Raw genomic sequence first — 22,142 nt, forward strand, 5'->3', positions numbered from 1 at the left:
TCATACCCTGCCGGATGTGACGGCCCGGCATTCGCGCCCGTCGCGCGCCGTGCGACGACACGAGACGGACGCGGGACGGCACGAATCGCGCAATCGGCGTATCGTGACGCCTTTCGTTCCGCCCCCTGGAGACATCGCGTGACCGTCCCGCCCGGAACCGCATCCCCGACACCGCGCGCCGCGGCGTCTCCCATTTCCGACGCCTATCTCGAACGCGGTTCGCGCAGCTACTGGCGTGCGAGCATCGCGCTGCTGTTCGCCGGCTATGCGACGTTCTCGCTGCTCTACTGCGTGCAGCCACTGTTGCCCGCGTTCTCGCAGGCGTTCGGCGTGAGCCCCGCGCAGAGCAGCCTCGCGGTGTCGTTCTCGACCGCGGCACTCGCGCTCGCGATATTCGTCGCGGGCTTCGTGTCAGAAGGACTGAGCCGCCACCGGCTGATGACCGCGTCGCTGACGCTGTCGTCGCTGCTGACGCTCGGCACGGCGTTCGTGCCGCATTGGCCGCAGATGCTCGCGCTACGCGCGCTCGTGGGAATCGCGCTCGGCGGCGTGCCCGCGGTCGCGATGGCCTATCTCGCCGAGGAGGTGCATCCGGACGGCCTCGGCCTCGCGATGGGCCTGTACGTCGGCGGCACCGCGATCGGCGGGATGGCCGGGCGCGTGATCACGAGCGTGCTCGCGGATCTGGTCGGCTGGCGCGTCGCGATCGGCGCGATCGGCGTGCTCGGGTTCGCGTCGACGCTCGGGTTCCGCGCGCTGCTGCCGCCGTCGCGGCACTTCACGCCGAGCCGCGGGCTCGCGCTCTCCGATCATCGCGCGGCGCTCGCGCGGCACCTGAGCGGCGGCCTCGAGCTGCCGGTGCTGTTCGCGATGGGATTCCTGCTGATGGGCAGCTTCGTCACGCTGTACAACTACCTCGGCTACCGGCTGCTCGCGCCGCCGTACCGGATGAGCCAGTCGACGATCGGCGCGATCTTCGTCGTCTATCTGGTCGGCGTCGTCGCATCGCCGTGGGCCGGCCGCATGGCCGACTCGTTCGGCCGCGGCCGCGTGCTGATCGCGAGCCTCGTCATCATGCTCGCGGGTGTCGCGCTGACGCTGTTGCATCCGGTCGCCGCGATCGTCGCCGGCATCGCGTGCGTGACGTTCGGTTTCTTCGCCGGGCATCCGGTCGCGAGCGGCTGGGTCGGCCGCCTCGCGAAAGCGGGCAAGGGGCAGGCCGCCGCGCTGTATCTGCTCGCGTACTACGTCGGCTCGAGCGTCGTCGGCTCGTTCGGCGGCCACGTGTGGAGCACGTTCGGCTGGCCGGGCGTCGCGGCACTCGTCGCGACGCTGCTCGTCGCCGGTCTCGCCGCCGCCGCGTGGCTGCGCCGGCGCGAACGCGCGGGCGCAGCCTGACGAATCGCGCACCGCGCTTTTCGCCCGACTTTTAATCATTCGGCTAGAGAAAACCGCGCGCCGTTTCCTATACTCGAAATGACCGCCCGCGAGAACGGGCCGGCCACGACGAAAATAGGAGACACGCATGACCACCTATTTCACGATCGGCGATTTCATTCTGCTGATCCCGATGGCGCTCGCCGGCGCGCTGTTTCTCGGCGCGGTTCCATGTGCCACCGAATTCCGCCATAACCTGCTGCGCGTGCTCGGCGCAATGCTCGGCGTCGGCGTCGCGATGCTGCTCGTCGAAGGCCTGCCCGCGTTGATTTAGCGGTGCGTCGCGCCCGTCGTGTGCATTCCGGGCGCATTCCGGGCGCGTGTTGTGCACATTTCGCGCGCACCGTCGTTGCGCCGCGCCCCCGTCGCGGCAAGCCCTTCGGCGCTCTTCGTCGCCCGTCAGATCGCCTGATCGGTCGACGGTTTCTCCCACAGATTGATCCCGCCTTCCGTCGCGTACCGATCGATCTCGGCGAGTTCGTCGGCCGAGAACGCGAGGTTTTTCAGCGCGCCGACGTTCTCGCGCACCTGCTCCGGACGGCTCGCGCCGATCAGCGCCGAGCTCACGCGGCCGTCGCGCAGCACCCACGCGAGCGCCATCTGCGCGAGGCTTTGCCCACGCCGCTCGGCGATCGCGTTCAGCCGGCGCACGTGCTCGAGATTCTCCGCGCTCAGATGCTCGCTCTTCAGCGAGCCGCCGCCCGGCCGGTTCACGCGCGCATCGGTCGGCACGCCGTTCAGGTACTTCGACGTCAGCAGCCCCTGCGCGAGCGGCGTGAACGCGATGCTGCCGGCGCCGATCCCGTCCAGCGTGTCGAGCAGTTCGCGTTCGACCCAGCGGTTCAGCAGGTTGTACGCGGGCTGATGGATCAAAAGCGGCACCTTGTACTCGGCAAGCAGCGCGGCCATTTCGCGCGTCTTCGCGGCCGAGTATGACGAAATCCCGATGTACAGCGCCTTGCCCTGCTGCACCGCGGACGCGAGCGCGCCCGCCGTCTCCTCGAGCGGCGTGTGCGCGTCGAAGCGGTGCGAGTAGAAGATGTCGACGTAGTCGAGCCCCATCCGCTTCAGGCTCTGGTCGAGGCTCGCGAGCACGTACTTGCGCGAGCCGCCGCCGCTGCCGTACGGGCCCGGCCACATGTCCCAGCCGGCCTTCGTCGAGATCAGCAGTTCGTCGCGATACGGCCGGAAGTCTTCGTTGAGCAGGCGCCCGAAGTTCGTCTCCGCGCTGCCGTACGGCGGCCCGTAGTTGTTCGCGAGATCGAAGTGCGTGATGCCGAGATCGAACGCGGTGCGCAGGATCGCGCGCTGCGTGTCGATCGGCGTCGCGTCGCCGAAGTTGTGCCACAAGCCGAGCGACAGCGCGGGCAGCCGGAGCCCGGATTTGCCGCACGTGCGATACGCCATGTCGGCATAGCGTTCGGAAGCTGCTACGTAGGCCATGAGAATTCCTGTCGGGACGTCGAATGAAGCGCGCCGGCCGCGCACGCGGCGCGAACGCGCGGAAACAATCTGCGGACGGCTATGGTAGCGGACGCCGCACCGGTTCGCACGGCGATGGACGCGGCCGCATCGCTCACCTACACTGCGGCGTCCTGATCCATCGTTCCAGAGGGTTGATATGAAACATCCCCCACGCTCACTTCGTTCGCTGCCCCCCGAGGGGGCGGTCAGCCTCCTTGGGGCGGCCCGGCGGAGGCTGACATGACGAAGGCCATCTCGGTGGCGCTGATCGTCGGCGGCGTGGTGCTGCTGTACTTCGGCGGCCAGTCGTTCCATTCGATCAACGATCACGTGTCGCAATTCTTCACCGGCTCGCCGGCGACGAAGACGATCCTGCTGATCGCGGGCGGCGCAACCGCGATGTTCGCGGGCCTGATCGGCCTCGCGATGCCGGGCGGCAGACGCTGACCGACCATACGGCGGCGGGCGGCGGGCGGCGGGCGGCGCCGCCGCGCGGGTTCGGATCAGAACGGTACTTCGGGCTTCGACGCGGAGCGCGAGCCGTCGATCGGCCGGTTGCTCGCGCCGTGATAGGTGAACACGAGCGAGAACTTCACCTGATCCGAGCGGTTCTGCCCCGCCGAATGCAGCGTGTTGCAGTGGAAGAACACGACGTCGCCGATGTTGAGCGGCGGACACACCGCCGCATCGATCATCTTCCGGTTGGCGGGCAGATCGCCGCGGAAGAATTTCGCGCTGTCGAAGCACTCCGGCCCGAATTCGGCGCTATGCGAGCCCGGCACGAGCCAGAGCGCACCGTTCTCGTCCGTCTCCGGCCCGAGCGCGAGCCACACGGACACCAGATCGGGCCGCTCGAACGACCAGTAGCGCACGTCGCGATGCCAGCCGGTCAGGCTGCCGTACGCCGGATGCTTCGTCATCATGCAGTTGTGATGCGCGCGCGACAGCACCGGTTGCTCGCCGAAATATTCGCGCATCCACGCGGCGATCTCGGGCGCGACCGCGCGCTCCGCGAACGACGGATCGCGCGTATACGCGTCGAGCAGGCGCCGCACCGTGTGGCCGCCGGGCGCATGCTTCGATTCCGGCGCGCCCGGATAGCGCAGGTCCGCTTCGAACTCGACCGGCTGCGCGGCCTCGCTCAACTGGCGCTCGGCGAGCCGCTTCAGCGCGGCGCACTGCTCGGCGCCGACGAGCCCGGGCGCGACGACGAAGCCGCGTTCACGCAATTCCGCGACCTGCTCGCGCACCGTTTCCGACTGCAGAAAAGACATGGGTTGCTCGATGTATTTTTTGTGAATGTTTCGATTGTAAATCGGCCCCGGATTGCGCGCGACGGCGGGACATCGAACCTGCGCCGTTCGGTCGCAAGCGGGGAACTGTTGCGCGCTTTCGCTGCCTCACCGACAAGCAGCACGCATGTCGATCGAGGCACGAGGGTTATCCGCGACTTTTGCGCGTCATGATTCGGCTGTAGCCTCGGTAAACCCTGTCGATTCGGGCAGGCCCGCAGACCCAGATGCAGTCGCATTCGACAGGATGTGGCGCCCTACGAGGCCATTCATACACCAAGCGCTCCACGCGGGCGCGATCCAGCAAGCCAGACGCCGTTCACATGCCATTCCGCTTGACTTCCCGTGTCAGCCGCGCGCCCTCGCGCGTCGCTCCGACCCTTCCCCACCGCACGCTGCGCCATCATCGCGCGCGCTCGCAGGCGCTCGCCGGGCGCAAGCTGCAGCACGGCCGCCTCGAAGGCATCCGCGCGTGGTTCCGCGCGTTCTTCTCGATGATGAACGCGCACGTGCTCGTGCGCCGCACCGGGCTGCGCTCGTTGCTGCAGAAGCCGTCGTCGCTGCGCGCGCTCGCGCTGCGGCGCGCGCACGGCCCGCAGCGCCGGATCAACCGCCCGCGCCGCCAGGCGACGAGCACCGGCTGGTTCGCGTTCGCGACGCGATAACCGAATGGGAGGCAGCCTACGCTGCCTCCGCTCTCCGCTCCACCACATCACACGCAGGCCGGCTGCGCGCATACTCGAATCGACCGTTCGACGATGATTCTGTGCGCGACGCACTTTTGCCAGAACACGTCCGTCGCTTCGCCGGTCATCCTGATCGACTGGCACAGCTCGAGAAAACGCGCGCGCGGGAATACATCCGCCGTGCACAGACTAATCGCCTCCGGGAGGATGCGGCGCCAGGTGGGTTTCATGAGCATCGGTGCGAAAGTAGCAAATAGCGGCTATCACGACCGCCGAAATGGCGCTCAACAACACGAAAGCGGCACCGGAACCGATGCTTTCCGCTGCCAGCCCGCTGCTCCAGACGAGCAACGCGGCCCACACGGCACGCACCAGCGAAGCGCCTGAAAGAATCGTGGTCCGATTGGCTGCGTGAGGCGGCAGGCACCGGTTGATCAGGTAGGCGGTGTAGGACGGCACCATGCCTCGGACAAGCTGATGGCAGGCAATCGCGAACAATATCCAGGCAGTCGATGCCGATGCGCCGGGCACGGCAAGCGCGGCAGCCGCCACGGCCAAAAGCAGCACGAGCATGATCGGCGGCCATTTCGACACGAGCGTCGATTTCCTGATGTGGCTGAACAGGTAGGCCATCAGTGACGAGCAGCCATACATCGCCGCGAAGATCCACCCGATCGTTTCGACGCTAGTGCCGCTGTCACGCAGCAACGGCTGGTAAAAATTGAAGCCCGCGCGCAGACATGCAAACGCGGCCGCGGCAATCAGCATGGCCGCCATCAACGGGCGATTCGACACGCATCCGATGACGCCGTCGCGAACGATCGCCGCGACGCTCGCACGTCGAATGTCGGCCCTGCGCGCCGGCTCTTCGAGCCAGACAGCCAATGCCAGCGTCAACGCGCCCAGCACGCCGATGTCCACGACCATCGGCAACGCGAGCGAGCGCGCCGCGAGCCAGCCCCCCGCGACGGCAGCCGCCCCGCTGCCCAGCATCGAAAGACTCGTCGCCCGCGCGTTTATCGCATGAAAGTCGGCATCGCGGCCGCTCTGCGCGAATGCATCGAACATCATTCCCTGAAACGCACCCGTCGCCAGCGCGCCGCCGCAAGCGAACAACAACGCGACGAGCCACGGCGAAACGGCATGACCGAACGCGACCAGGCAAGCCATGGCCGCCAGATACACCACATTCCCGGCGACGAGCGCGTTTTTTCTGCCATATCGATCGGCGAGCGCGCCCATCGGTATTTCGAGCCACCATAGAAAGACGAAGATCAGCGAAATGATCGTGGTGTATTCGGCAATCGTGAAACCCGCATAGGACGTGTAGAAGAGCACCAGAACGGGGGCCGAAAATGCCTCGAGCGCAAGGGCGCCCTGCAGATAGCACAACCACTTCCAGCGCAGCAGCACGGCGTCATTCATGGTCCTTCGGAAGGAGCATTCGCCAGATCCGGCGAATCTGAAAATCCATCGATCATTCGATGCATGAAATCCAGTGTCTCACTCTCGATCCGAGGCGGCCTTGCGACTCATCAACTCAAGCCGTAAACGAAACAACCCGACCGTGCCAATGCACGATCGGGTTGTTTCGTTTCAATCAGACGCCCGGCTCGGCCGGGCGCGTCCGCTTACGCGACGCGCACCGCCGGCTCGACGCCGGCCGCTTCCGCGAGCGCCAGCGCCTTGTCGGTCGCTTCCCACGAGAATTCCGGCTCCTCGCGGCCGAAGTGGCCGTACGCGGCGGTCTTCTCGTAAATCGGGCGCAGCAGGTCGAGCATCTTGATGATGCCCTTCGGACGCAGGTCGAAGTGCTCGCGCACGAGCTTCGTGATCGTCGCGTCGGACACGCGGCCGGTGCCGAACGTGTTGACCATCACCGACGTCGGCTCGGCCACGCCGATCGCGTACGACACCTGGATCAGCGCCTTCGACGCCAGGCCCGCGGCGACGATGTTCTTCGCGACGTAGCGGCCCGCATACGCGGCCGAGCGGTCGACCTTCGACGGATCCTTGCCCGAGAACGCGCCGCCGCCGTGCGGAGCCGCGCCGCCGTAGGTATCGACGATGATCTTGCGGCCGGTGAGGCCGCAATCGCCCTGCGGGCCGCCGATCACGAACCGGCCGGTCGGGTTCACGAGGAACTTCACGTCGCCCTTGATCAGATCCTTCGGCAGCGTCGGCTTGATGATCTCCTCGATCACCGCCTCGCGCAGCGCGGCGAGCTCGATGTCCGGCGCATGCTGCGTCGACAGCACGACGGTGTCGATCGAATCCGGCTTGCCGTCGACGTAGCGGATCGTCACCTGCGACTTCGCGTCCGGGCGCAGCCACGGCAGGCGGCCGTCACGGCGCAGGCTCGCCTGGCGCTCGACGAGGCGGTGCGACAGGTGGATCGGCAGCGGCATCAGCTCGGGCGTTTCGTCGCACGCGTAGCCGAACATCAGGCCCTGGTCGCCGGCGCCCTGGTCGAGGTTGTCGTCGTGCGCGCGGTCCACGCCCTGCGCGATGTCCGGCGACTGCTTGTCGTACGCGACGAGCACCGCGCAGCCCTTGTAGTCGATCCCGTATTCGGTGTTGTCGTAGCCGATGCGCTTGATCGTGTCGCGCGCGATCTGGATGTAGTCGATGTTCGCGGCCGTCGTGATTTCACCGGCGAGCACGACGAGACCCGTGTTGCACAGCGTTTCGGCGGCTACGCGCGAATACTTGTCCTGCTCGAGGATCGCATCGAGAATCGCGTCGGAGATTTGATCGGCGACCTTGTCCGGGTGGCCTTCGGAGACGGATTCGGAAGTGAAGAGATAGTCGTTTGCCACTTTTCGGGCTCCCTCGTTGGTTACGATTTGACTTCACGTAGCCAGCTTCGATCGGCCTGAAGCGGCGACGCTTTAGCGGATTACAGACCCGGTTGGCGCGCGTCGCGCCGGCCGGCTTCGCCCCGCAAGTTGTCATTTAACTCGGCGAAGCCCGTATTATAGCGGCTTTCCGGAATTGTCACAGAGCGCCCCCTTGCCTCATCGCCCCCTGTTTTTTCCATCGCTTTCCGGCCCGCATTCCGGCCCGATTTTCGGCCTGCTTCCCGACCGGATTTCCGGCCCGCTTGTTGGTCCGCTTGTTGGTCCGCTTGTTGGTCCGCTTGTTGGTCCGCTTGTTGGTCCGCTTGTCGGCCCGCTTGTCGGCCCGCTTTCCGGTCAGATTCCCCGGCCACTTCGCCGGCTCCCCGGAGACATCGCATGCTAGCCCGCGTCGGCTCACTGTTCGCGATCGGATTCCTGAAGCTGCTCGCGCGCCTGCCGTACGGCCTGACCGCGCGTTTCGGCGACGGCCTCGGCTGGCTGCTCTACCAGATTCCGAGCAAGCGCCGGCGGATCGTCCACACGAACCTCAGGCTCTGCTTCCCCGAATGGAGCGATGCGCGCCGCGAGGAAGTCGCGTCGATGCACTTCCGCCACGCGATCCGCAGCTACGTCGAGCGCAGCTATCAATGGTTCGCGTCGGAGGAAACCTTCCGCAAGCTGTACACGGTCGAAAGCGCGGTCGACCTCACCGATCCGGACATGCCGCCGACGCTGCTGCTCGGCTTCCATTTCGTCGGGATCGAAGCCGGCTCGATGGCGATCAATCTCGAGCTCGGCCGCATTTGCGGGTCGCTCTACACGCCGATCAAGAATCCGTGGGTCGATGCCGCCTCCAAGGCCGGCCGCAGCCGCTTCGGCGCCGAGCTGGCCGGCCGCGCGGACAGCGCGCGCACCGTGCTGCGCTGGCTGCGCGACCGCAAGCCGGTGATGCTCGGCGCCGACATGGACTACGGGCTGCGCAACTCGACGTTCGTGCCGTTCTTCGGCGTGCCCGCGTGCACGCTGACCGCGGTCGGCCGGTTCGCTCAGACCGGCCGCGCGCAGGTGCTGCCGTTCATCGGCGAGGTGCTGCCGAACTACAAGGGCTACCGGCTGAAGGTGTTCAAGCCGTGGGAAAACTATCCGACCGGCGACGACGACATCGACGCGCGCCGGATGAACGCGTTCCTCGAGGAGCAGATTCCGCTCATGCCGGAGCAGTATTACTGGGTCCACAAGCGCTTCAAGACCCGCCCGCCCGGCGAACCGAGCCTCTACTGACCGCGCCCGCGCGGCATACACGCGGCATACAATAGCGCCCATGAAACTTTCGTTCACCAAGATGCAAGGCGCCGGCAACGACTTCGTCGTGCTCGACGGCTACACGCGCGCGCTGTCGCTCACCGGCGCGCAAGTGCGCGCGCTCGCCGACCGCCATTTCGGCGTCGGCGCCGACCAGTTGCTGCTCGTCGAGAAGTCGGCCGTCGACGGTGCGGACTTCAAGTACCGGATCTTCAACTGCGACGGCGGCGAGGTCGAGCACTGCGGCAACGGCGCGCGCTGCTTCGTGAAGTTCGTGCTCGACAAGCGGCTGACGACCAAACGCAGCGTGCGCGTCGAGGTGAAGCACGGCGTGATCACGCTGACGATGCAGGACAACGGCGAGGTCGTCGTCGACATGGGCGCGCCGGCGTTCGCGCCCGAGCGCGTGCCGTTCGAAGCGGCCGGCCTCGACGGCCGCGCGGAAGGCCGTGACACGCTGTGGCCGCTCGACCTGAACGGCGCGGCGAACGACGACGTGCGCTGGGTGTCGACGGTGTCGATGGGCAATCCGCACGCGGTGCAGATCGTCGACGACGTCGAGGCGTATCCGGTCCTCGCGGAAGGCCCGCTCGTCGAGCATCATCCGCGCTTCCCGCAGCGCGTGAACGCGGGCTTCATGCAGATCGTGTCGCGCCACGAAGTGAAACTGCGCGTGTACGAGCGCAGCGCCGGCGAGACGCTCGCGTGCGGCACCGGCGCGTGCGCGGCCGTCGCGGCCGGCATCCGGCGCGGGCTGCTCGATTCGCCGGTCACCGTGCACACGCACGGCGGCACGTTGACGATCGCATGGGACGGCGCGCGCGACGAAGCCGCGCCGCTGACGATGGCCGGGCCGGCCACGACCGTCTTCGAAGGCGAGATCGAGCTCGCCGTCTGACCCTTTAAATTGTTCCGATTGAGCTCTCCCGCCCCATGAACGATCGCGAAGTCGCCGACTACCTGCTCGCCAACCCCGAATTCTTCGCGCAGCACGCCGAGCTGCTCGCGACGATCCGCCTCGCGAGCCCGCACGGCCGTGCGGCGATCTCGCTGCAGGAGCGGCAGATGGAGATGCTGCGCGACAAGAACAAGCACCTCGAGCGCCGCCTGTCCGAGCTGATGCGCTACGGCCACGAGAACGACAGCCTCGCCGCGAAGTTCAACCGCTGGACCGCGCGCGTGATCGCCGAGCGCGATCCGTACGCGCTGCCGCGCGCGATCGCCGACGGCCTCGCCGACGTGTTCGACGTACCGCAAACCGCGCTGCGCGTGTGGGACGTCGCCGGCACGTATGCGCAGGCCGATTTCGCTCGCCAGGTCGGCGAGGAGGTGCGGCTGTTCGCGAACGGGCTCGTCACGCCGTACTGCGGCGCGAACACCGGCTTCGAGGCCGCGCACTGGCTCGCGCCGGTCGCGGCGGTGGCGACCTCGTCGGCCGCGGAAGCGATCGATGGCGCCGACGGCGCCCATGGTGTCAACGGCGCCAACGGCACCAACACTCAGCCCGCGCCGCCGTCCGGCCCGGCCACGTCGGTCGCGCTGATCGCGCTGCGCGCGCCGCAGGCCGCCGCCGACGCGCCGACGTTCGGCCTGCTCGTGCTCGGCTCGCCGGACGCGCGCCGCTTCCACGACGGCATGGCGACCGACTTCCTCGCGCAGATCGGCACACTCGCGAGCGCCGCGCTGTCGCGTCTGCTGCCGCACTGAGCCGCACTGAGCCACACTACCCGCCGATGACCGACGATCCGATCGCCGACTACCTGTCGCACCTGCGGCACATCAGAAAGCTGTCGGATCACACGCTGCTTTCGTACGCGCACGCGCTCGACGAGCTGAAGAAGCTCGCGAACGGCCGCCCGCTCGACGCGCTGACCGCGGTCGACATGCGCGGCGCGGTCGCGCGCGCGCACGCGGGCGGGCTGTCCGCGCGCTCGATCGCGCATCGGCTGTCCGCCTGGCGCGCGTTCTATCGCTGGCTCGCGATGCGCGTCGAGATGCCGGCGAATCCGGTTGCCGCGGTGCGCGCGCCGAAGCGTGCGAAGACGCTGCCGAAGGCGCTGTCGATCGACGACGCGGTCGCGCTGATGAACGCGCCGCGGCCCGGTACGACCGAAGGCCTGCGCGACGACGCGATCCTCGAGCTGTTCTACTCGTCGGGGCTGCGGCTCGCGGAGCTGGTCGGGCTCGACGTCGTGTATGCGCACGCGGACGGCTATCGCTCCGCCGGCTGGCTCGATCTCGCGGAAGCCGAGGTGACCGTGCGCGGCAAGGGTAACAAGGAGCGCAAGGTGCCGGTCGGCGGCAAGGCGATCGATGCGCTGAACGCATGGCTCGCGGTGCGCGGCGAGTTCGTGAAGCACGATCCGCATCCGCTGTTCCTGTCGGTGCGCGGCAACCGGATGGCGCCCGGCGTCGTGCGCGAGCGCGTGAAGCGCGCGGCGCTCGTCGCCGGCATTCCGGCGAACGTGCATCCGCACGTGCTGCGCCACTCGTTCGCGACGCACATGCTGCAGTCGAGCGGCGACCTGCGCGCGGTGCAGGAGCTGCTCGGCCACGCGAGCATCGCGGCGACGCAGGTCTATACGTCGCTCGATTTCCAGCACCTCGCGAAGATTTACGACAGCGCGCATCCGCGCGCGAAGAAGCGCGACTGACGCGCGCCCCTCCCGTTTGCGACGCCGCGCGACTACGCGGCCTTTTTCGATTCAGACATGCATACCGTTACGCTCAAACCGTCGAAGGACAAATCGCTGCTGCGCCGTCACCCGTGGATCTACGCGAACGCGATCGACCGCGTCGACGGCAAGCCCGCGCCCGGCGCGACCGTCGTCGTGCGCGCGGCCGACGGCCGCTTTCTCGCGCGCGGCGCGTACAGCCCGCAATCGCAGATCCGCGTGCGCGTGTGGAGCTTCGACGAGAACGAGCCGATCGACCACGCGTTCTTCAAGCGGCGCGTGCAGCGCGCGGTCGCGCACCGGCGCGAGATGGTGTCGGGCACCGGCGCGGTGCGGCTCGTGTTCGGCGAGGCCGACGGGCTGCCGGGGCTGATCGTCGATCAGTATCTGACCGCGAACGCGCCGGCGGACGGCCACGCGGAGAGCCACGCGGCGGGCCACGCGGCGGGCCACGCGGACGCGTCGCCGGCATCCGGCCAGCTCGTCTGCCAGTTCATGGCGGCGGGCGTCGACGCGTGGAAGGACGCGATCGTCGCCGCGCTCGTCGGCGCGACCGGCTGCCCGAACGTGTACGAGCGCTCGGACGTGTCGATCCGAGAAAAAGAAGGGCTCGAGCAGATCACCGGCGTGCTCGCAGGCGTTGCGCCGCCCGACGCGCTCGTGACGATCGAGAACGGCGTGCGCTACCACGTCGACGTGCCGAACGGCCACAAGACCGGCTTCTACATCGACCAGCGCGACAACCGCGCGCTCGTCGCGCAATACGCGCGCGAGCGCGACGTGCTGAACTGCTTCTGCTACACCGGCGGCTTCTCGCTCGCGGCGCTCGGCGGCGGCGCGAAGCGCGTCGTGTCGATCGATTCGTCCGGTGGCGCGCTCGACATCGCGCGGCGCAACGTCGAGATCAACGGCTTCGACGCCGCGCGCGCGACCTGGCTCGACGCGGACGCGTTCAAGACGCTGCGCCGGCTCGTCGACGAAGGCGAGCGCTTCGACCTGATCGTGCTCGACCCGCCGAAGTTCGCGCCGACGCGCGAGTCCGTCGACCGCGCCGCGCGCGCGTACAAGGACATCAACCTGAGCGGCTTCCGGCTGCTGCGCCCGGGCGGCCTGCTGTTCACGTACTCGTGCTCGGGCGCGATCGACATGGACCTGTTCCAGAAGATCGTCGCGGGCGCGGCCGCCGACGCGAAGGTCGACGCGCGAATTCTGAAGCGGCTCGGCGCCGGCGTCGATCATCCGCTCTTGACCGCGTTCCCGGAAGGCGAATATCTGAAGGGCCTGCTGTTGCAAATCGCGTGAGCGCCCCGATCTGTCGAGCGCGCGCGCCCATTGTCGGCCATCCGGCCCGGAGCGGGCGCTTGACAGGTGTGATTCAATAGACGGACTGCGCCCGGCTTCGGGCGCGCCCGAATTCCGCTTTTGATTCCGTTTTTGACCCCGATTCACGAACGACAGGCAATCGACATGGCCACTCCCGTCACCATCCTCACCGGCTTTCTCGGCAGCGGCAAGACGACGCTGCTCAAGCGCATCCTGAACGAACAGCACGGCATGAAGATCGCCGTGATCGAAAACGAGTTCGGCGAGGAGAACATCGACAACGAGATCCTCGTGCAGGATTCGACCGAGCAGATCATCCAGATGAGCAACGGCTGCATCTGCTGCACGATCCGCGGCGACCTCGCGCGCGCGCTCGGCGATCTGGCGGAGAAGAAGCGCGAAGGCAAGTTCGACTTCGATCGCGTCGTGATCGAGACGACGGGCCTCGCGAACCCGGGCCCGGTCGCGCAGACGTTCTTCGTCGACAGCCAGATCGCCGACGACTTCCTGCTCGACGCGATCATCACGCTCGTCGACGCGAAGCATGCGGACGTGCAGCTCGGCGAGCACGAGGTCGTGCAGCGCCAGGTGGGTTTCGCGGACCGGCTGTTCGTCACGAAGTCGGATCTCGTCGACGGCACGGTGCTCGCCGACCTGAAGCACCGGCTGATGCACATGAACCCGCGCGCGGCGATCCGCGTCGTGAACTTCGGCGACGCGGACATCAAGGAAATCTTCGACCTGCGCGGCTTCAACCTGAACGCGAAGCTCGAGATCGATCCGGACTTCCTCGCCGAGGACGATCACGCGCATGACCATGATCATGGTCACGATCACGCGGACTGCGATCACGATCACGGCCAGTGCGCGCACGATCACGACCACGACCACGATCACGGGCACCACCACCACGCGCATCACGACGACAAGATCAAGTCGTTCGTGTACCGCAACGACCGCCCGTTCGATCCGAACAAGCTCGAGGATTTCCTCGGCGGGATCCTGCAGATTTACGGCGAGCGGCTGCTGCGCTACAAGGGCGTGCTGTACATGAAGGGCGTCGACCGCAAGGTCGTGTTCCAGGGCGTGCACCAGATGATGGGCAGCGATCTCGCCGCGCGCTGGCTGCCGGCCGAGAAGAAGACGAACAAGATGGTGTTCATCGGCGTCGACCTGCCGCAGGATCTTATCACCGACGGCCTCGACGCCTGCCTCGCCTGACGCGTCGGGTACGCGTGCCGGTAAGCGCCGCCGCCGCGCGCCGCCAGTCGGCCGCGGCGCGCGCGCGGGCGGCCGTCGGCGCCCGTTTCGACGTCATCGCTTTTTCGTCGTTTGCGCGCTATATTTTCAAGATATTGGCGCAGCCGACCGGGGATCGACCCGATACGGCGCAGACTTGCGATTCAGTTACAATACGTGCCCGCTGGAAAGCGGCATAAAACAGGCTCGGTTCTTGCAGGGCAATCGCCCGAGCTTCGCAAGCGCTCCGGATCGTGTGACCGCCACCGCGGCCGCGACCGATGCGTGTCTGCCGCGCAGCACACCCGGTTCGCCGCGCGCGCGGGACGGCGCCAGGGATGACCTGGCATTTGAGAACCGGATTCCCGAGGCTTTCGGCCCCGCCGCAACGCATCGCAAATAATTGCACGCGCTGTTGCGGGTAATCCCAAAGTGCAGGCAATATGTTCCGTTTGCCGCACATTGAAGAAGCAAGCAGATGACGAAGAAACTCTTGACCGAAGCCGAAATCCTGAAGATGAGCGACAAGGATTACATGAACGAGGATCAGCTCGCCTTCTTCAAAAATCGGCTGGAGCAACTGCAGGCGGAAATCCTCCGCAATGCGGGCCAGACGACCGAGAACCTGCGTGAAACGGTGATCGTGCCCGATCCCGCCGACCGCGCGACGATCGAAGAGGAGCACGCGCTCGAACTGCGTACGCGCGATCGCGAACGCAAGCTCCTCAAGAAGGTTCAGCAGTCGCTCGCCCGCATCGAAGCCGGTGATTACGGCTGGTGCGAGGAAACCGGCGAGCCGATCGGCGTTCCGCGTCTGCTCGCGCGCCCGACCGCGACGCTGTCGCTCGAGGCGCAGGAGCGCCGCGAGTTGCGTCAGAAGCTGTTCGGCGACTGAGCGGCCGGCGCATCGCCTACACCACGCTTGACGAAAGCGCGCGGAATCCCGCGCGCTTTTTCTTTTTCAGCGCCGCACCGGCCCCTGCGCCGGTGCCCGCGCCAGCGCCCGTCGGCGCGCCGCCGAATTCCGCGTCGCCGCGCTCTTGATATCGCGGCGCCCGCCCTAAAATGAACCGAATGCGGGCGCCGGCCGCCGATGGCCCCGGCGCCCGCCCGGGCAGCGCATCGCGCCGTCCCTTCCCCGTATTTCTCAAGGAACGCAGATGGAGCAATTTCACGGCACGACGATCGTTTCCGTGCGGCGCGGCGACAAGGTCGCGCTCGGCGGCGACGGCCAGGTCACGCTCGGCAATATCGTGATGAAGGGCGGCGCGCGGAAAGTGCGGCGCATCTATAACAATCAGGTGCTCGTCGGCTTCGCGGGCGGCACCGCCGATGCGTTCTCGCTGCTCGACCGCTTCGAGGCGAAGCTCGAGAAGCATCAGGGCAACCTGACGCGCGCGGCCGTCGAGCTCGCGAAGGACTGGCGCACCGACCGGATGCTGCGCCGCCTCGAGGCGATGCTGATCGCCGCCGACGCGACGACGACGCTCGTGATCACCGGCAACGGCGACGTGCTCGACCCGGAAGGCGGGATCTGCGCGATCGGCTCCGGCGGCTCGTACGCGCAGGCCGCCGCGCGCGCGCTCGCGGAAAACACCGATCTGTCGCCGCGCGACATCGTCGAAAAGTCGCTCGCGATCGCCGGCGACATGTGCATCTACACGAACCACAACCGCATCATCGAGACCATCGAGTAAGGATCCCGCCATGAGCACCATGACCCCTGCCGAGATCGTCTCGGAACTCGACAAGCACATCATCGGCCAGGACAACGCGAAGAAGGCCGTCGCGGTCGCGCTGCGCAACCGCTGGCGCCGCCAGCAGGTCGCCGACCCGCTGCGCCAGGAAATCACGCCGAAGAACATCCTGATGATCGGGCCGACGGGCGTCGGCAAGACCGAAATCGCGCGCCGTCTCGCGAAGCTCGCGGACGCGCCGTTCGTCAAGATCGAGGCGACGAAGTTCACCGAGGTCGGCTACGTCGGCCGCGACGTCGACAGCATCGTGCGCGACCTGATCGAGATCTCGATCAAGCAGACGCGCGAAGCGGAAATGCGCAAGGTGCGCAGCAAGGCGACCGACCAGGCCGAGGACCGCATCCTCGACATCCTGCTGCCGCAGCCGCGCGCGGTCGGCTTCGGCGCGAGCGCCGATCACGCGAACGACGACAACAACGCGACGCGCCAGACGTTCCGCAAGCGCCTGCGCGAAGGCCAGCTCGACGACAAGGAAATCGAGCTCGACGTCGAGCAGCCGACGGGCGGCATGGACATCATGGCGCCGCCCGGGATGGAAGAGATGACCGAGCAGATCCGCTCGATGTTCTCGAACCTCGGCGGCGGCAAGAAGACGCGCCGCAAGGTGAAGATCAAGGAAGCGCTGAAGCTGCTGACCGACGAGGAAGCGGCGAAGATGCTGAACGACGAGGAAGTGAAGGCGAAGGCCGTGCAGAACGCCGAGCAGAACGGCATCGTGTTCCTCGACGAGATCGACAAGATCACGTCGCGCAACAACGAGGGCGGCGGCGGCGAAGTGTCGCGGCAGGGCGTGCAGCGCGACCTGCTGCCGCTCGTCGAGGGCACGACGGTGAACACGAAATACGGGATGGTGAAGACCGATCACGTGCTGTTCATCGCGAGCGGCGCGTTCCATCTCGCGAAGCCGAGCGACCTGATTCCGGAACTGCAGGGGCGCTTTCCGATCCGCGTCGAGCTCGACTCGCTGTCGGTGAAAGACTTCGAGGCGATCCTCGTCGCGACCGACGCGAGCCTCGTCAAACAGTATCAGGCGCTGCTCGCGACCGAGGACGTGCAGCTCGATTTCGCCGACGACGGGATCCGCCGCCTCGCCGAGATCGCGTTCTCGGTCAACGAGAAGACCGAGAACATCGGCGCGCGGCGGCTGTATACGGTGATCGAGAAGCTGCTCGAGGACGTGTCGTTCACCGCCGGCAACCGCGCGGGCGAATGCGTGACGATCGATGCCGCGTACGTCGACCGCGCGCTCGGCGAAGTCGCGCAGAACGAGGATCTGTCGCGCTACGTGCTTTAACCCTGCTTTAACCCTGCTGTAACCCTTTAACCGCGCGCGCTCACTGCCGCACCGGCTTCTTCGCGAGCTTGCGCTGCAGCGTGCGGCGATGCATGTTCAGCGCGCGCGCGGTCGCCGAAATGTTGTTGTTGTTCTCGGCAAGCACGCGCTGGATGTGCTCCCACTCGAGCCGGTCGACCGACAGCACGACCGGGTTCTCGAGCGCCTCCTCGGCCTGCACCTCGCTCGCGTTCGTCTGCAGCGCGGCGAGGATCGACTCGACGTTCGCGGGCTTCGCGAGATAGTTGTCGGCGCCGTCCTTGATCGCCTGCACCGCGGTCGCGATGCTCGCATAGCCGGTCAGCACGAGAATCCGCGCGTCGGGCTGCAGATCGCACAGCGGCGCGATCAGGCTCAGGCCCGAATCCTCGCCGAGATGCAGGTCGACCGTGATGAACTCGAACTTGTCCGCCGCGGCGAGCCTCAGTGCCGCGTCCTTGTCGTGCGCCTGCCGCACCACATAGCCGCGCCGCTCGAGGCCGCGCGCGAGCGTGCCCGCGAACACCTCGTTGTCGTCGATCACCAGAAAATTGTTGTCGCTCATGAAATTTCTCCGTCTGACGTAAAGGGGCGGCGGCTAGGCCGCGCCCCCTGGGGATTTCCGTTGATCGTCGCGCACCACCGGCAGCCGCAGCACCGCCCGCGTGCCGCGGCCGGGCGGCGCGCCGGCGCGCCGTGGATTCGCATCGGCGAGCTCGATGTCGCCGCCGAGCCGCGCCGCCGCGTTGAACGCGAGATACAGGCCGACGCCGTGGCCGCCCTGCGTGCTGTCGACCGGCATCGCGCCGAGCGAATCGCGCAGCACGGGCGGAATGCCCGGCCCGTCGTCGCACACCTCGAACGCGATGCGCTCCTGGCCCTTCGCGCCGTCGCGGGCGATCGTCGCGCCGAGCGTCACGCGCTGCGGGCTCGCGCGCGCCGCGTTGTCCAGCAGGATCGTCAGGATCTGCCCGGCGGCGACCGGATCGTCGAGCGCGACGCCCGTGGGCCGCGCGCCCACCTGCTCGAACCGCACGTGCGGATGCCGCAGCCGCCAGTGCTCGACGAACGTGTCGAGCCACTCGTCGACCGGCTGGCGGCTCGACGGCGCGCTCGCCCGGCTCCTCAGCCGCGCGAGCGCCGACGTGCACAGCATCATCTGCTCGTCGAGCACCTTCAGGTCGGCCTCGTAGCGGGCGAGCCCGGCGTCGGTGCGCGCGGCGTCGCGCAGCTCCTCGGTCAGCATCGCGATCGTCGACAGCGGCGTGCCCATCTCGTGTGCGACGGTGGCCGCCTGCACGCCGAGCGCGACCGCCCGCTCGTCGCGCAACAGCAGCTGCTGCGCGTCGCCGAGCGCCGTGTCGCGCTGACGCAGCGCCCTCGACATCCGCGCGACGAACCACGCGATCAGCCCGACGCTCACCATGAAGTTCACCCACATCCCCGCGCGGTAGTACTCGAACAGGTTCGCGGGATTGTCGAGATTGAGCGGCACCGAATCGAAGCCGAGCGCCGCGTAGCACGACACCGCGAACGCCGCGAGCCAGATCATCAGGTGCCACGGCAGCACCGCCGCCGCGATCGCGAGCGACGGCAGGTACAGCGACACGAACGGGTTCGTCGTGCCGCCCGACAGGAACAGCAGCGCCGACAGCGCGCCGAGATCGACCCACAGCTGGCCGAGCAGCTCGAAGTTGGTCTCGGGCCGCGCGCGCAGCACGCGCACCCAGGTCAGCCCGTTGAACACGACCTCGAGCGCGATGATCAGCAGCATCGCGGGCATCGGCAGGTGCACGCCGACAAAAGTCTGGACGACGCCGATCGTCGCGAGCTGGCCGATGATCGCCAGGTTGCGCAACCAGAAAAGATGGCTCAGGTTGACGCGGCCGGTGGTGGTGATTCGCTGCATTCCCGCAGTGTACCCGTTTGACGTTGCGACCCTGACGAAGCGCCCGCCGCTAGGCCCCGCCGCCGCCGCCGCTACTGCCGCCGCTACTGCTGCCGCCGCCGCTGCTGCCGCCACCGGGGCGCGCCGGATCGCGCTGCGCGAGCGCGTCCGCGAGGCAGCCGGGGCACAGGCAGCGCGCGCCGTCCGCCGGTTGGGCGCCGCCGGGCAGGCTGGGCATCGCCGCGCACCAGCAGGTGAACGGCTCGCTGCCGGCGCCGCAGTCGAACGCGCGCCCGCATTGCGGGCAGCGCGCGCGATGCGGCTCGGAACGGCGAGAGGTGGCGGGCTCGGTCATGGCCTTCAAGCATAGCGCGCCGCGCCGATTTTGCACGTCGGCCGATCGGCCAGCGACGCCGCGCCGGCCGTCGGCCGCACGGCATCCGGCCCCTCTGCCGAACGGCCAAAAACCCGATGCTGCACTGCGCCACTCCTGTACAATTCGCCGTGTTTCAACCCGACCCGCCCGAGCCGCCGCCATGTCCGAGCCCATCGACCTCTCGCAGATCGCCCCCGTGCTGAAAGCCGAAATCCTCGCCGAAGCGCTTCCGTACATCCGCCGCTATCACGGCAAGACCATCGTGATCAAATACGGCGGCAACGCAATGACCGAAGAGCGCCTGAAGCAGGGCTTCGCGCGCGACGTGATCCTGCTGAAGCTCGTCGGGATCAATCCGGTGATCGTGCACGGCGGCGGCCCGCAAATCGACCAGGCGCTGAAGAAGATCGGCAAGCAGGGCACGTTCATCCAGGGGATGCGCGTGACCGACGAGGAGACGATGGAAGTCGTCGAATGGGTGCTCGGCGGCGAAGTGCAGCAGGACATCGTGATGCTGATCAACCACTTCGGCGGCCACGCGGTCGGCCTGACGGGCAAGGACGGCGGCCTGATCCACGCGCGCAAGCTGCTGATGCCGGATCGCGACAATCCGGGCCAGACCATCGACATCGGCCAGGTCGGCGAGGTCGAGGCGATCAATCCGGCGGTCGTGCGGGCGCTGCAGGACGACGCGTTCATCCCGGTGATCTCGCCGATCGGCTTCGGCGAGGACGGACTGTCGTACAACATCAACGCGGACCTCGTCGCCGGCAAGCTCGCGACGGTGCTGAACGCCGAGAAGCTCGTGATGATGACGAACATCCCCGGCGTGATGGACAAGGACGGCAACCTGCTCACCGATCTGTCCGCGCGCGAGATCGACGCGCTGTTCGAGGACGGCACGATCTCGGGCGGCATGCTGCCGAAGATCTCGTCGGCGCTCGACGCCGCGAAGAGCGGCGTGAAGTCGGTTCACATCGTCGACGGCCGGATCGAGCACTCGGTGCTGCTCGAAATCCTGACCGAGCAGCCGTTCGGCACGATGATCCGCTCGCATTGAGCGCACGCCGCACGCACGCCGCGCCGGCCACGCCCGGCGCCGGCGCGCCCCCTCCCGCGCCGCGCCGGCGCCGCGTGCACGACCGGCCGCGCAGCCGGCCCCGCGCCGGCCGCCCGGTCTGGCTGTTCGATCTCGACAACACGCTCCATCACGCGTCGCACGCGATCTTCCCCGAGATCAACCGCGCGATGACGCAGTACATCGTCGATACGCTGCATGTCGAGCGCGCGGAGGCCGACCGCCTGCGCACCGGCTACACGCAGCGCTACGGCGCCACGCTCCTCGGCCTCACCCGCCACCATCCGATCGATCCGCACGACTTTCTGCGCGCGGTCCACACGTTCGCCGATCTGCCCGCGATGCTGCGCGCCGAGCGCGGCCTCGCGCGGCGGGTCGCCGCCCTGCCGGGCCGCCGCTTCGTGCTGACCAACGCGCCTGAAAACTATGCGCGCGCGGTGCTGCGCGCGCTGCGGATCGAGCGGCTGTTCGAGCGCGTGATCGCGATCGAGCACATGCGCGACCGCCGCGGCTGGCGCGCGAAGCCCGACGCGACGATGCTGCGCCGCACGTTGCGCGACGTGCGCGCGCGGCTCGCGGACGCGATCCTCGTCGAGGATACGCGCAGCCACCTGAAGCGCTACAAGCGGCTCGGGATCCGCACGGTCTGGATCACCGGCCACCTGCCCGGCCATCTGCCGAGCACCGGCCGGCCGCACTATGTCGACGAGCGGATTCGTTCGTTAAAATCGCTGCGACTGGGCACTCGATCGGGGCGACAGAAATGCAGCCGAATCACCCGCAGGACACCCGCGTAACCGACGAACACACACTGCCGCGCACGCGCCCGAAGCCGGGCGAACGGCGCGTGCACATTCTGCAGACGCTCGCGTCGATGCTCGAGGCGCCGAAGCGCGAGAAGATCACGACGGCCGCGCTCGCGGCGCGGCTCAACGTGTCGGAAGCCGCGCTGTACCGCCATTTCGCGAGCAAGGCGCAGATGTTCGAGGGCCTGATCGAGTTCATCGAGGCGACGTTCTTCGGCCTCATCAACCAGATCGCCGCCAAGGAGCCCGACGGCGTGCTGCAGGCGCGCGCGATCGCGCTGATGCTGCTCAGTTTCGCCGCGAAGAATCCCGGGATGACACGCGTGCTGACGCACGAGGCGCTCGTCGGCGAGCACGAACGGCTCGGCGAGCGCGTCGACCGGATGCTCGAGCGCGTCGAGGCGACCGTCAAGCAGTGCCTGCGCGTCGCGCTGACGGAGTCCCGCGCGCCGCTCGACGCCGAACACCCGGCCGACGCCGCGGTGCCGCTGCCCGGCGACTACGATCCGGCGCTGCGCGCGAGCCTCGTGATCAGTTACGTGATCGGCCGCTGGCACCGCTTCGCGACGAGCGGCTTCACGAAGGCGCCGACCGAGCAGGCCGACGCGCAGTTGCGGCTGATCCTGCAGTGACATTTCCGCTATACTCTGCCGACTGTCGCCTTCCG

The 22,142-nt window shown here is 67.7% G+C and carries 22 protein-coding genes and 2 pseudogenes; 17 read left to right on the forward strand and 7 right to left on the reverse strand.

Features of this window, described 5'->3' with window-relative positions:
• The first annotated feature begins 138 nt into the window (after positions 1–138).
• Both HZI36_RS12220 and HZI36_RS12225 read left to right on the forward strand, forming a co-directional pair.
• The gene (locus HZI36_RS12220) at positions 139–1,398 is read left to right on the forward strand and encodes an MFS transporter (RefSeq protein ID WP_179402918.1); all 1,260 of its coding nucleotides are present in this window, start codon (positions 139–141) and stop codon (positions 1,396–1,398) included.
• A 127-nt stretch (positions 1,399–1,525) separates the two neighbouring features.
• Positions 1,526–1,711 carry a hypothetical protein gene (locus HZI36_RS12225; protein ID WP_179402919.1) on the forward strand — a complete coding sequence of 62 codons (186 nt, stop codon included), beginning with the start codon at positions 1,526–1,528 and terminating at the stop codon, positions 1,709–1,711.
• Between the two features lie 125 nt (positions 1,712–1,836).
• Here HZI36_RS12225 and mgrA read toward each other — a convergent pair whose 3' ends face one another.
• Positions 1,837–2,880, reverse strand: a complete 1,044-nt coding sequence (gene mgrA, locus HZI36_RS12230) for an L-glyceraldehyde 3-phosphate reductase (RefSeq protein WP_179402920.1) — start codon at positions 2,878–2,880, stop codon at positions 1,837–1,839.
• A gap of 261 nt (positions 2,881–3,141) precedes the next feature.
• On the opposite strand from mgrA, the gene HZI36_RS12235 reads away from it, so the two are divergent.
• Positions 3,142–3,348 (forward strand): DUF3185 family protein, encoded by a 207-nt coding sequence (locus HZI36_RS12235; RefSeq protein WP_179402921.1) that lies wholly within the window; start codon positions 3,142–3,144, stop codon positions 3,346–3,348.
• A 56-nt stretch (positions 3,349–3,404) separates the two neighbouring features.
• Here the strand turns inward: HZI36_RS12235 and HZI36_RS12240 are convergent, their stop codons facing one another.
• Positions 3,405–4,175: a phytanoyl-CoA dioxygenase family protein gene (locus HZI36_RS12240; RefSeq protein ID WP_179402922.1), complete on the reverse strand. Its 771-nt coding sequence runs from the start codon at positions 4,173–4,175 to the stop codon at positions 3,405–3,407.
• 341 nt (positions 4,176–4,516) lie between these two features.
• Between HZI36_RS12240 and HZI36_RS12245 the strand changes: the two genes are divergently transcribed.
• Positions 4,517–4,858, forward strand: a complete 342-nt coding sequence (locus tag HZI36_RS12245; protein ID WP_179402923.1) for a hypothetical protein — start codon at positions 4,517–4,519, stop codon at positions 4,856–4,858.
• Positions 4,859–5,068: 210 nt separating this feature from the next.
• Here the strand turns inward: HZI36_RS12245 and HZI36_RS12250 are convergent, their stop codons facing one another.
• Complete coding sequence (locus HZI36_RS12250; RefSeq protein ID WP_179402924.1) at positions 5,069–6,304, reverse strand: MFS transporter; 1,236 nt, start codon at positions 6,302–6,304, stop codon at positions 5,069–5,071.
• Between the two features lie 206 nt (positions 6,305–6,510).
• Positions 6,511–7,698, reverse strand: a complete 1,188-nt coding sequence (metK, locus tag HZI36_RS12255; RefSeq protein WP_179402925.1) for a methionine adenosyltransferase — start codon at positions 7,696–7,698, stop codon at positions 6,511–6,513.
• A gap of 417 nt (positions 7,699–8,115) precedes the next feature.
• Here metK and HZI36_RS12260 point away from each other — a divergent pair, with 417 nt between their 5' ends.
• The 10 genes and pseudogenes from HZI36_RS12260 (at position 8,116) to hslU (ending at position 17,309) form a co-directional block, all read left to right on the forward strand.
• The gene (locus HZI36_RS12260) at positions 8,116–9,000 is read left to right on the forward strand and encodes a lipid A biosynthesis lauroyl acyltransferase (protein WP_179402926.1); all 885 of its coding nucleotides are present in this window, start codon (positions 8,116–8,118) and stop codon (positions 8,998–9,000) included.
• A 40-nt stretch (positions 9,001–9,040) separates the two neighbouring features.
• Positions 9,041–9,919, forward strand: a complete 879-nt coding sequence (dapF, locus tag HZI36_RS12265) for a diaminopimelate epimerase (RefSeq protein ID WP_179402927.1) — start codon at positions 9,041–9,043, stop codon at positions 9,917–9,919.
• Between the two features lie 35 nt (positions 9,920–9,954).
• Positions 9,955–10,728 carry a DUF484 family protein gene (locus tag HZI36_RS12270; RefSeq protein ID WP_179402928.1) on the forward strand — a complete coding sequence of 258 codons (774 nt, stop codon included), beginning with the start codon at positions 9,955–9,957 and terminating at the stop codon, positions 10,726–10,728.
• Positions 10,729–10,754: 26 nt separating this feature from the next.
• Positions 10,755–11,675 carry a tyrosine recombinase XerC gene (gene xerC, locus HZI36_RS12275; RefSeq protein WP_179402929.1) on the forward strand — a complete coding sequence of 307 codons (921 nt, stop codon included), beginning with the start codon at positions 10,755–10,757 and terminating at the stop codon, positions 11,673–11,675.
• Between the two features lie 57 nt (positions 11,676–11,732).
• Positions 11,733–12,087 (forward strand): annotated as a pseudogene (locus HZI36_RS27510) (23S rRNA (cytosine(1962)-C(5))-methyltransferase RlmI); the annotation flags it as partial.
• 80 nt (positions 12,088–12,167) lie between these two features.
• A pseudogene (locus HZI36_RS12280) lies at positions 12,168–12,998 on the forward strand (class I SAM-dependent rRNA methyltransferase); the annotation flags it as partial.
• A 165-nt stretch (positions 12,999–13,163) separates the two neighbouring features.
• Complete coding sequence (locus HZI36_RS12285) at positions 13,164–14,240, forward strand: CobW family GTP-binding protein (RefSeq protein WP_179402931.1); 1,077 nt, start codon at positions 13,164–13,166, stop codon at positions 14,238–14,240.
• Positions 14,241–14,736: 496 nt separating this feature from the next.
• Complete coding sequence (gene dksA / locus HZI36_RS12290) at positions 14,737–15,153, forward strand: RNA polymerase-binding protein DksA (RefSeq protein WP_179402932.1); 417 nt, start codon at positions 14,737–14,739, stop codon at positions 15,151–15,153.
• 265 nt (positions 15,154–15,418) lie between these two features.
• On the forward strand, positions 15,419–15,955 hold the full coding sequence (gene hslV, locus HZI36_RS12295) for an ATP-dependent protease subunit HslV (protein ID WP_179402933.1): 537 nt from the start codon (positions 15,419–15,421) through the stop codon (positions 15,953–15,955).
• Positions 15,956–15,965: 10 nt separating this feature from the next.
• On the forward strand, positions 15,966–17,309 hold the full coding sequence (hslU, locus tag HZI36_RS12300) for an ATP-dependent protease ATPase subunit HslU (RefSeq protein ID WP_179402934.1): 1,344 nt from the start codon (positions 15,966–15,968) through the stop codon (positions 17,307–17,309).
• Between the two features lie 40 nt (positions 17,310–17,349).
• Here the strand turns inward: hslU and HZI36_RS12305 are convergent, their stop codons facing one another.
• From HZI36_RS12305 to HZI36_RS12315, 3 genes are read right to left on the reverse strand one after another with little or no spacing between them, the layout of a single operon-like run.
• Positions 17,350–17,892 carry a response regulator transcription factor gene (locus HZI36_RS12305; RefSeq protein ID WP_179402935.1) on the reverse strand — a complete coding sequence of 181 codons (543 nt, stop codon included), beginning with the start codon at positions 17,890–17,892 and terminating at the stop codon, positions 17,350–17,352.
• 33 nt (positions 17,893–17,925) lie between these two features.
• Positions 17,926–19,236: an ATP-binding protein gene (locus HZI36_RS12310; RefSeq protein WP_179402936.1), complete on the reverse strand. Its 1,311-nt coding sequence runs from the start codon at positions 19,234–19,236 to the stop codon at positions 17,926–17,928.
• Positions 19,237–19,285: 49 nt separating this feature from the next.
• Complete coding sequence (locus HZI36_RS12315) at positions 19,286–19,570, reverse strand: cysteine-rich CWC family protein (RefSeq protein WP_179402937.1); 285 nt, start codon at positions 19,568–19,570, stop codon at positions 19,286–19,288.
• Between the two features lie 181 nt (positions 19,571–19,751).
• On the opposite strand from HZI36_RS12315, the gene argB reads away from it, so the two are divergent.
• Genes argB through slmA form a run of 3 tightly spaced genes read left to right on the forward strand, consistent with a single transcriptional unit; the run spans position 19,752 to position 22,107 of the window.
• Positions 19,752–20,651 carry an acetylglutamate kinase gene (gene argB, locus HZI36_RS12320; protein ID WP_179402938.1) on the forward strand — a complete coding sequence of 300 codons (900 nt, stop codon included), beginning with the start codon at positions 19,752–19,754 and terminating at the stop codon, positions 20,649–20,651.
• A complete protein-coding gene (locus HZI36_RS12325) occupies positions 20,648–21,466 on the forward strand; it encodes a pyrimidine 5'-nucleotidase (protein WP_179402939.1) in 819 nt (272 codons plus the stop codon). Before argB ends, HZI36_RS12325 begins: the two co-directional genes overlap by 4 nt.
• Entirely contained in the window at positions 21,433–22,107 is a 675-nt protein-coding gene (gene slmA, locus HZI36_RS12330) for a nucleoid occlusion factor SlmA (protein WP_179402940.1), read from the forward strand. The genes HZI36_RS12325 and slmA overlap by 34 nt, the downstream gene beginning before the upstream one ends.
• Positions 22,108–22,142: the final 35 nt, after the last annotated feature.

The sequence above is a fragment of the Burkholderia guangdongensis genome (genome assembly GCF_013403875.1).
Lineage (GTDB): Bacteria > Pseudomonadota > Gammaproteobacteria > Burkholderiales > Burkholderiaceae > Burkholderia > Burkholderia guangdongensis.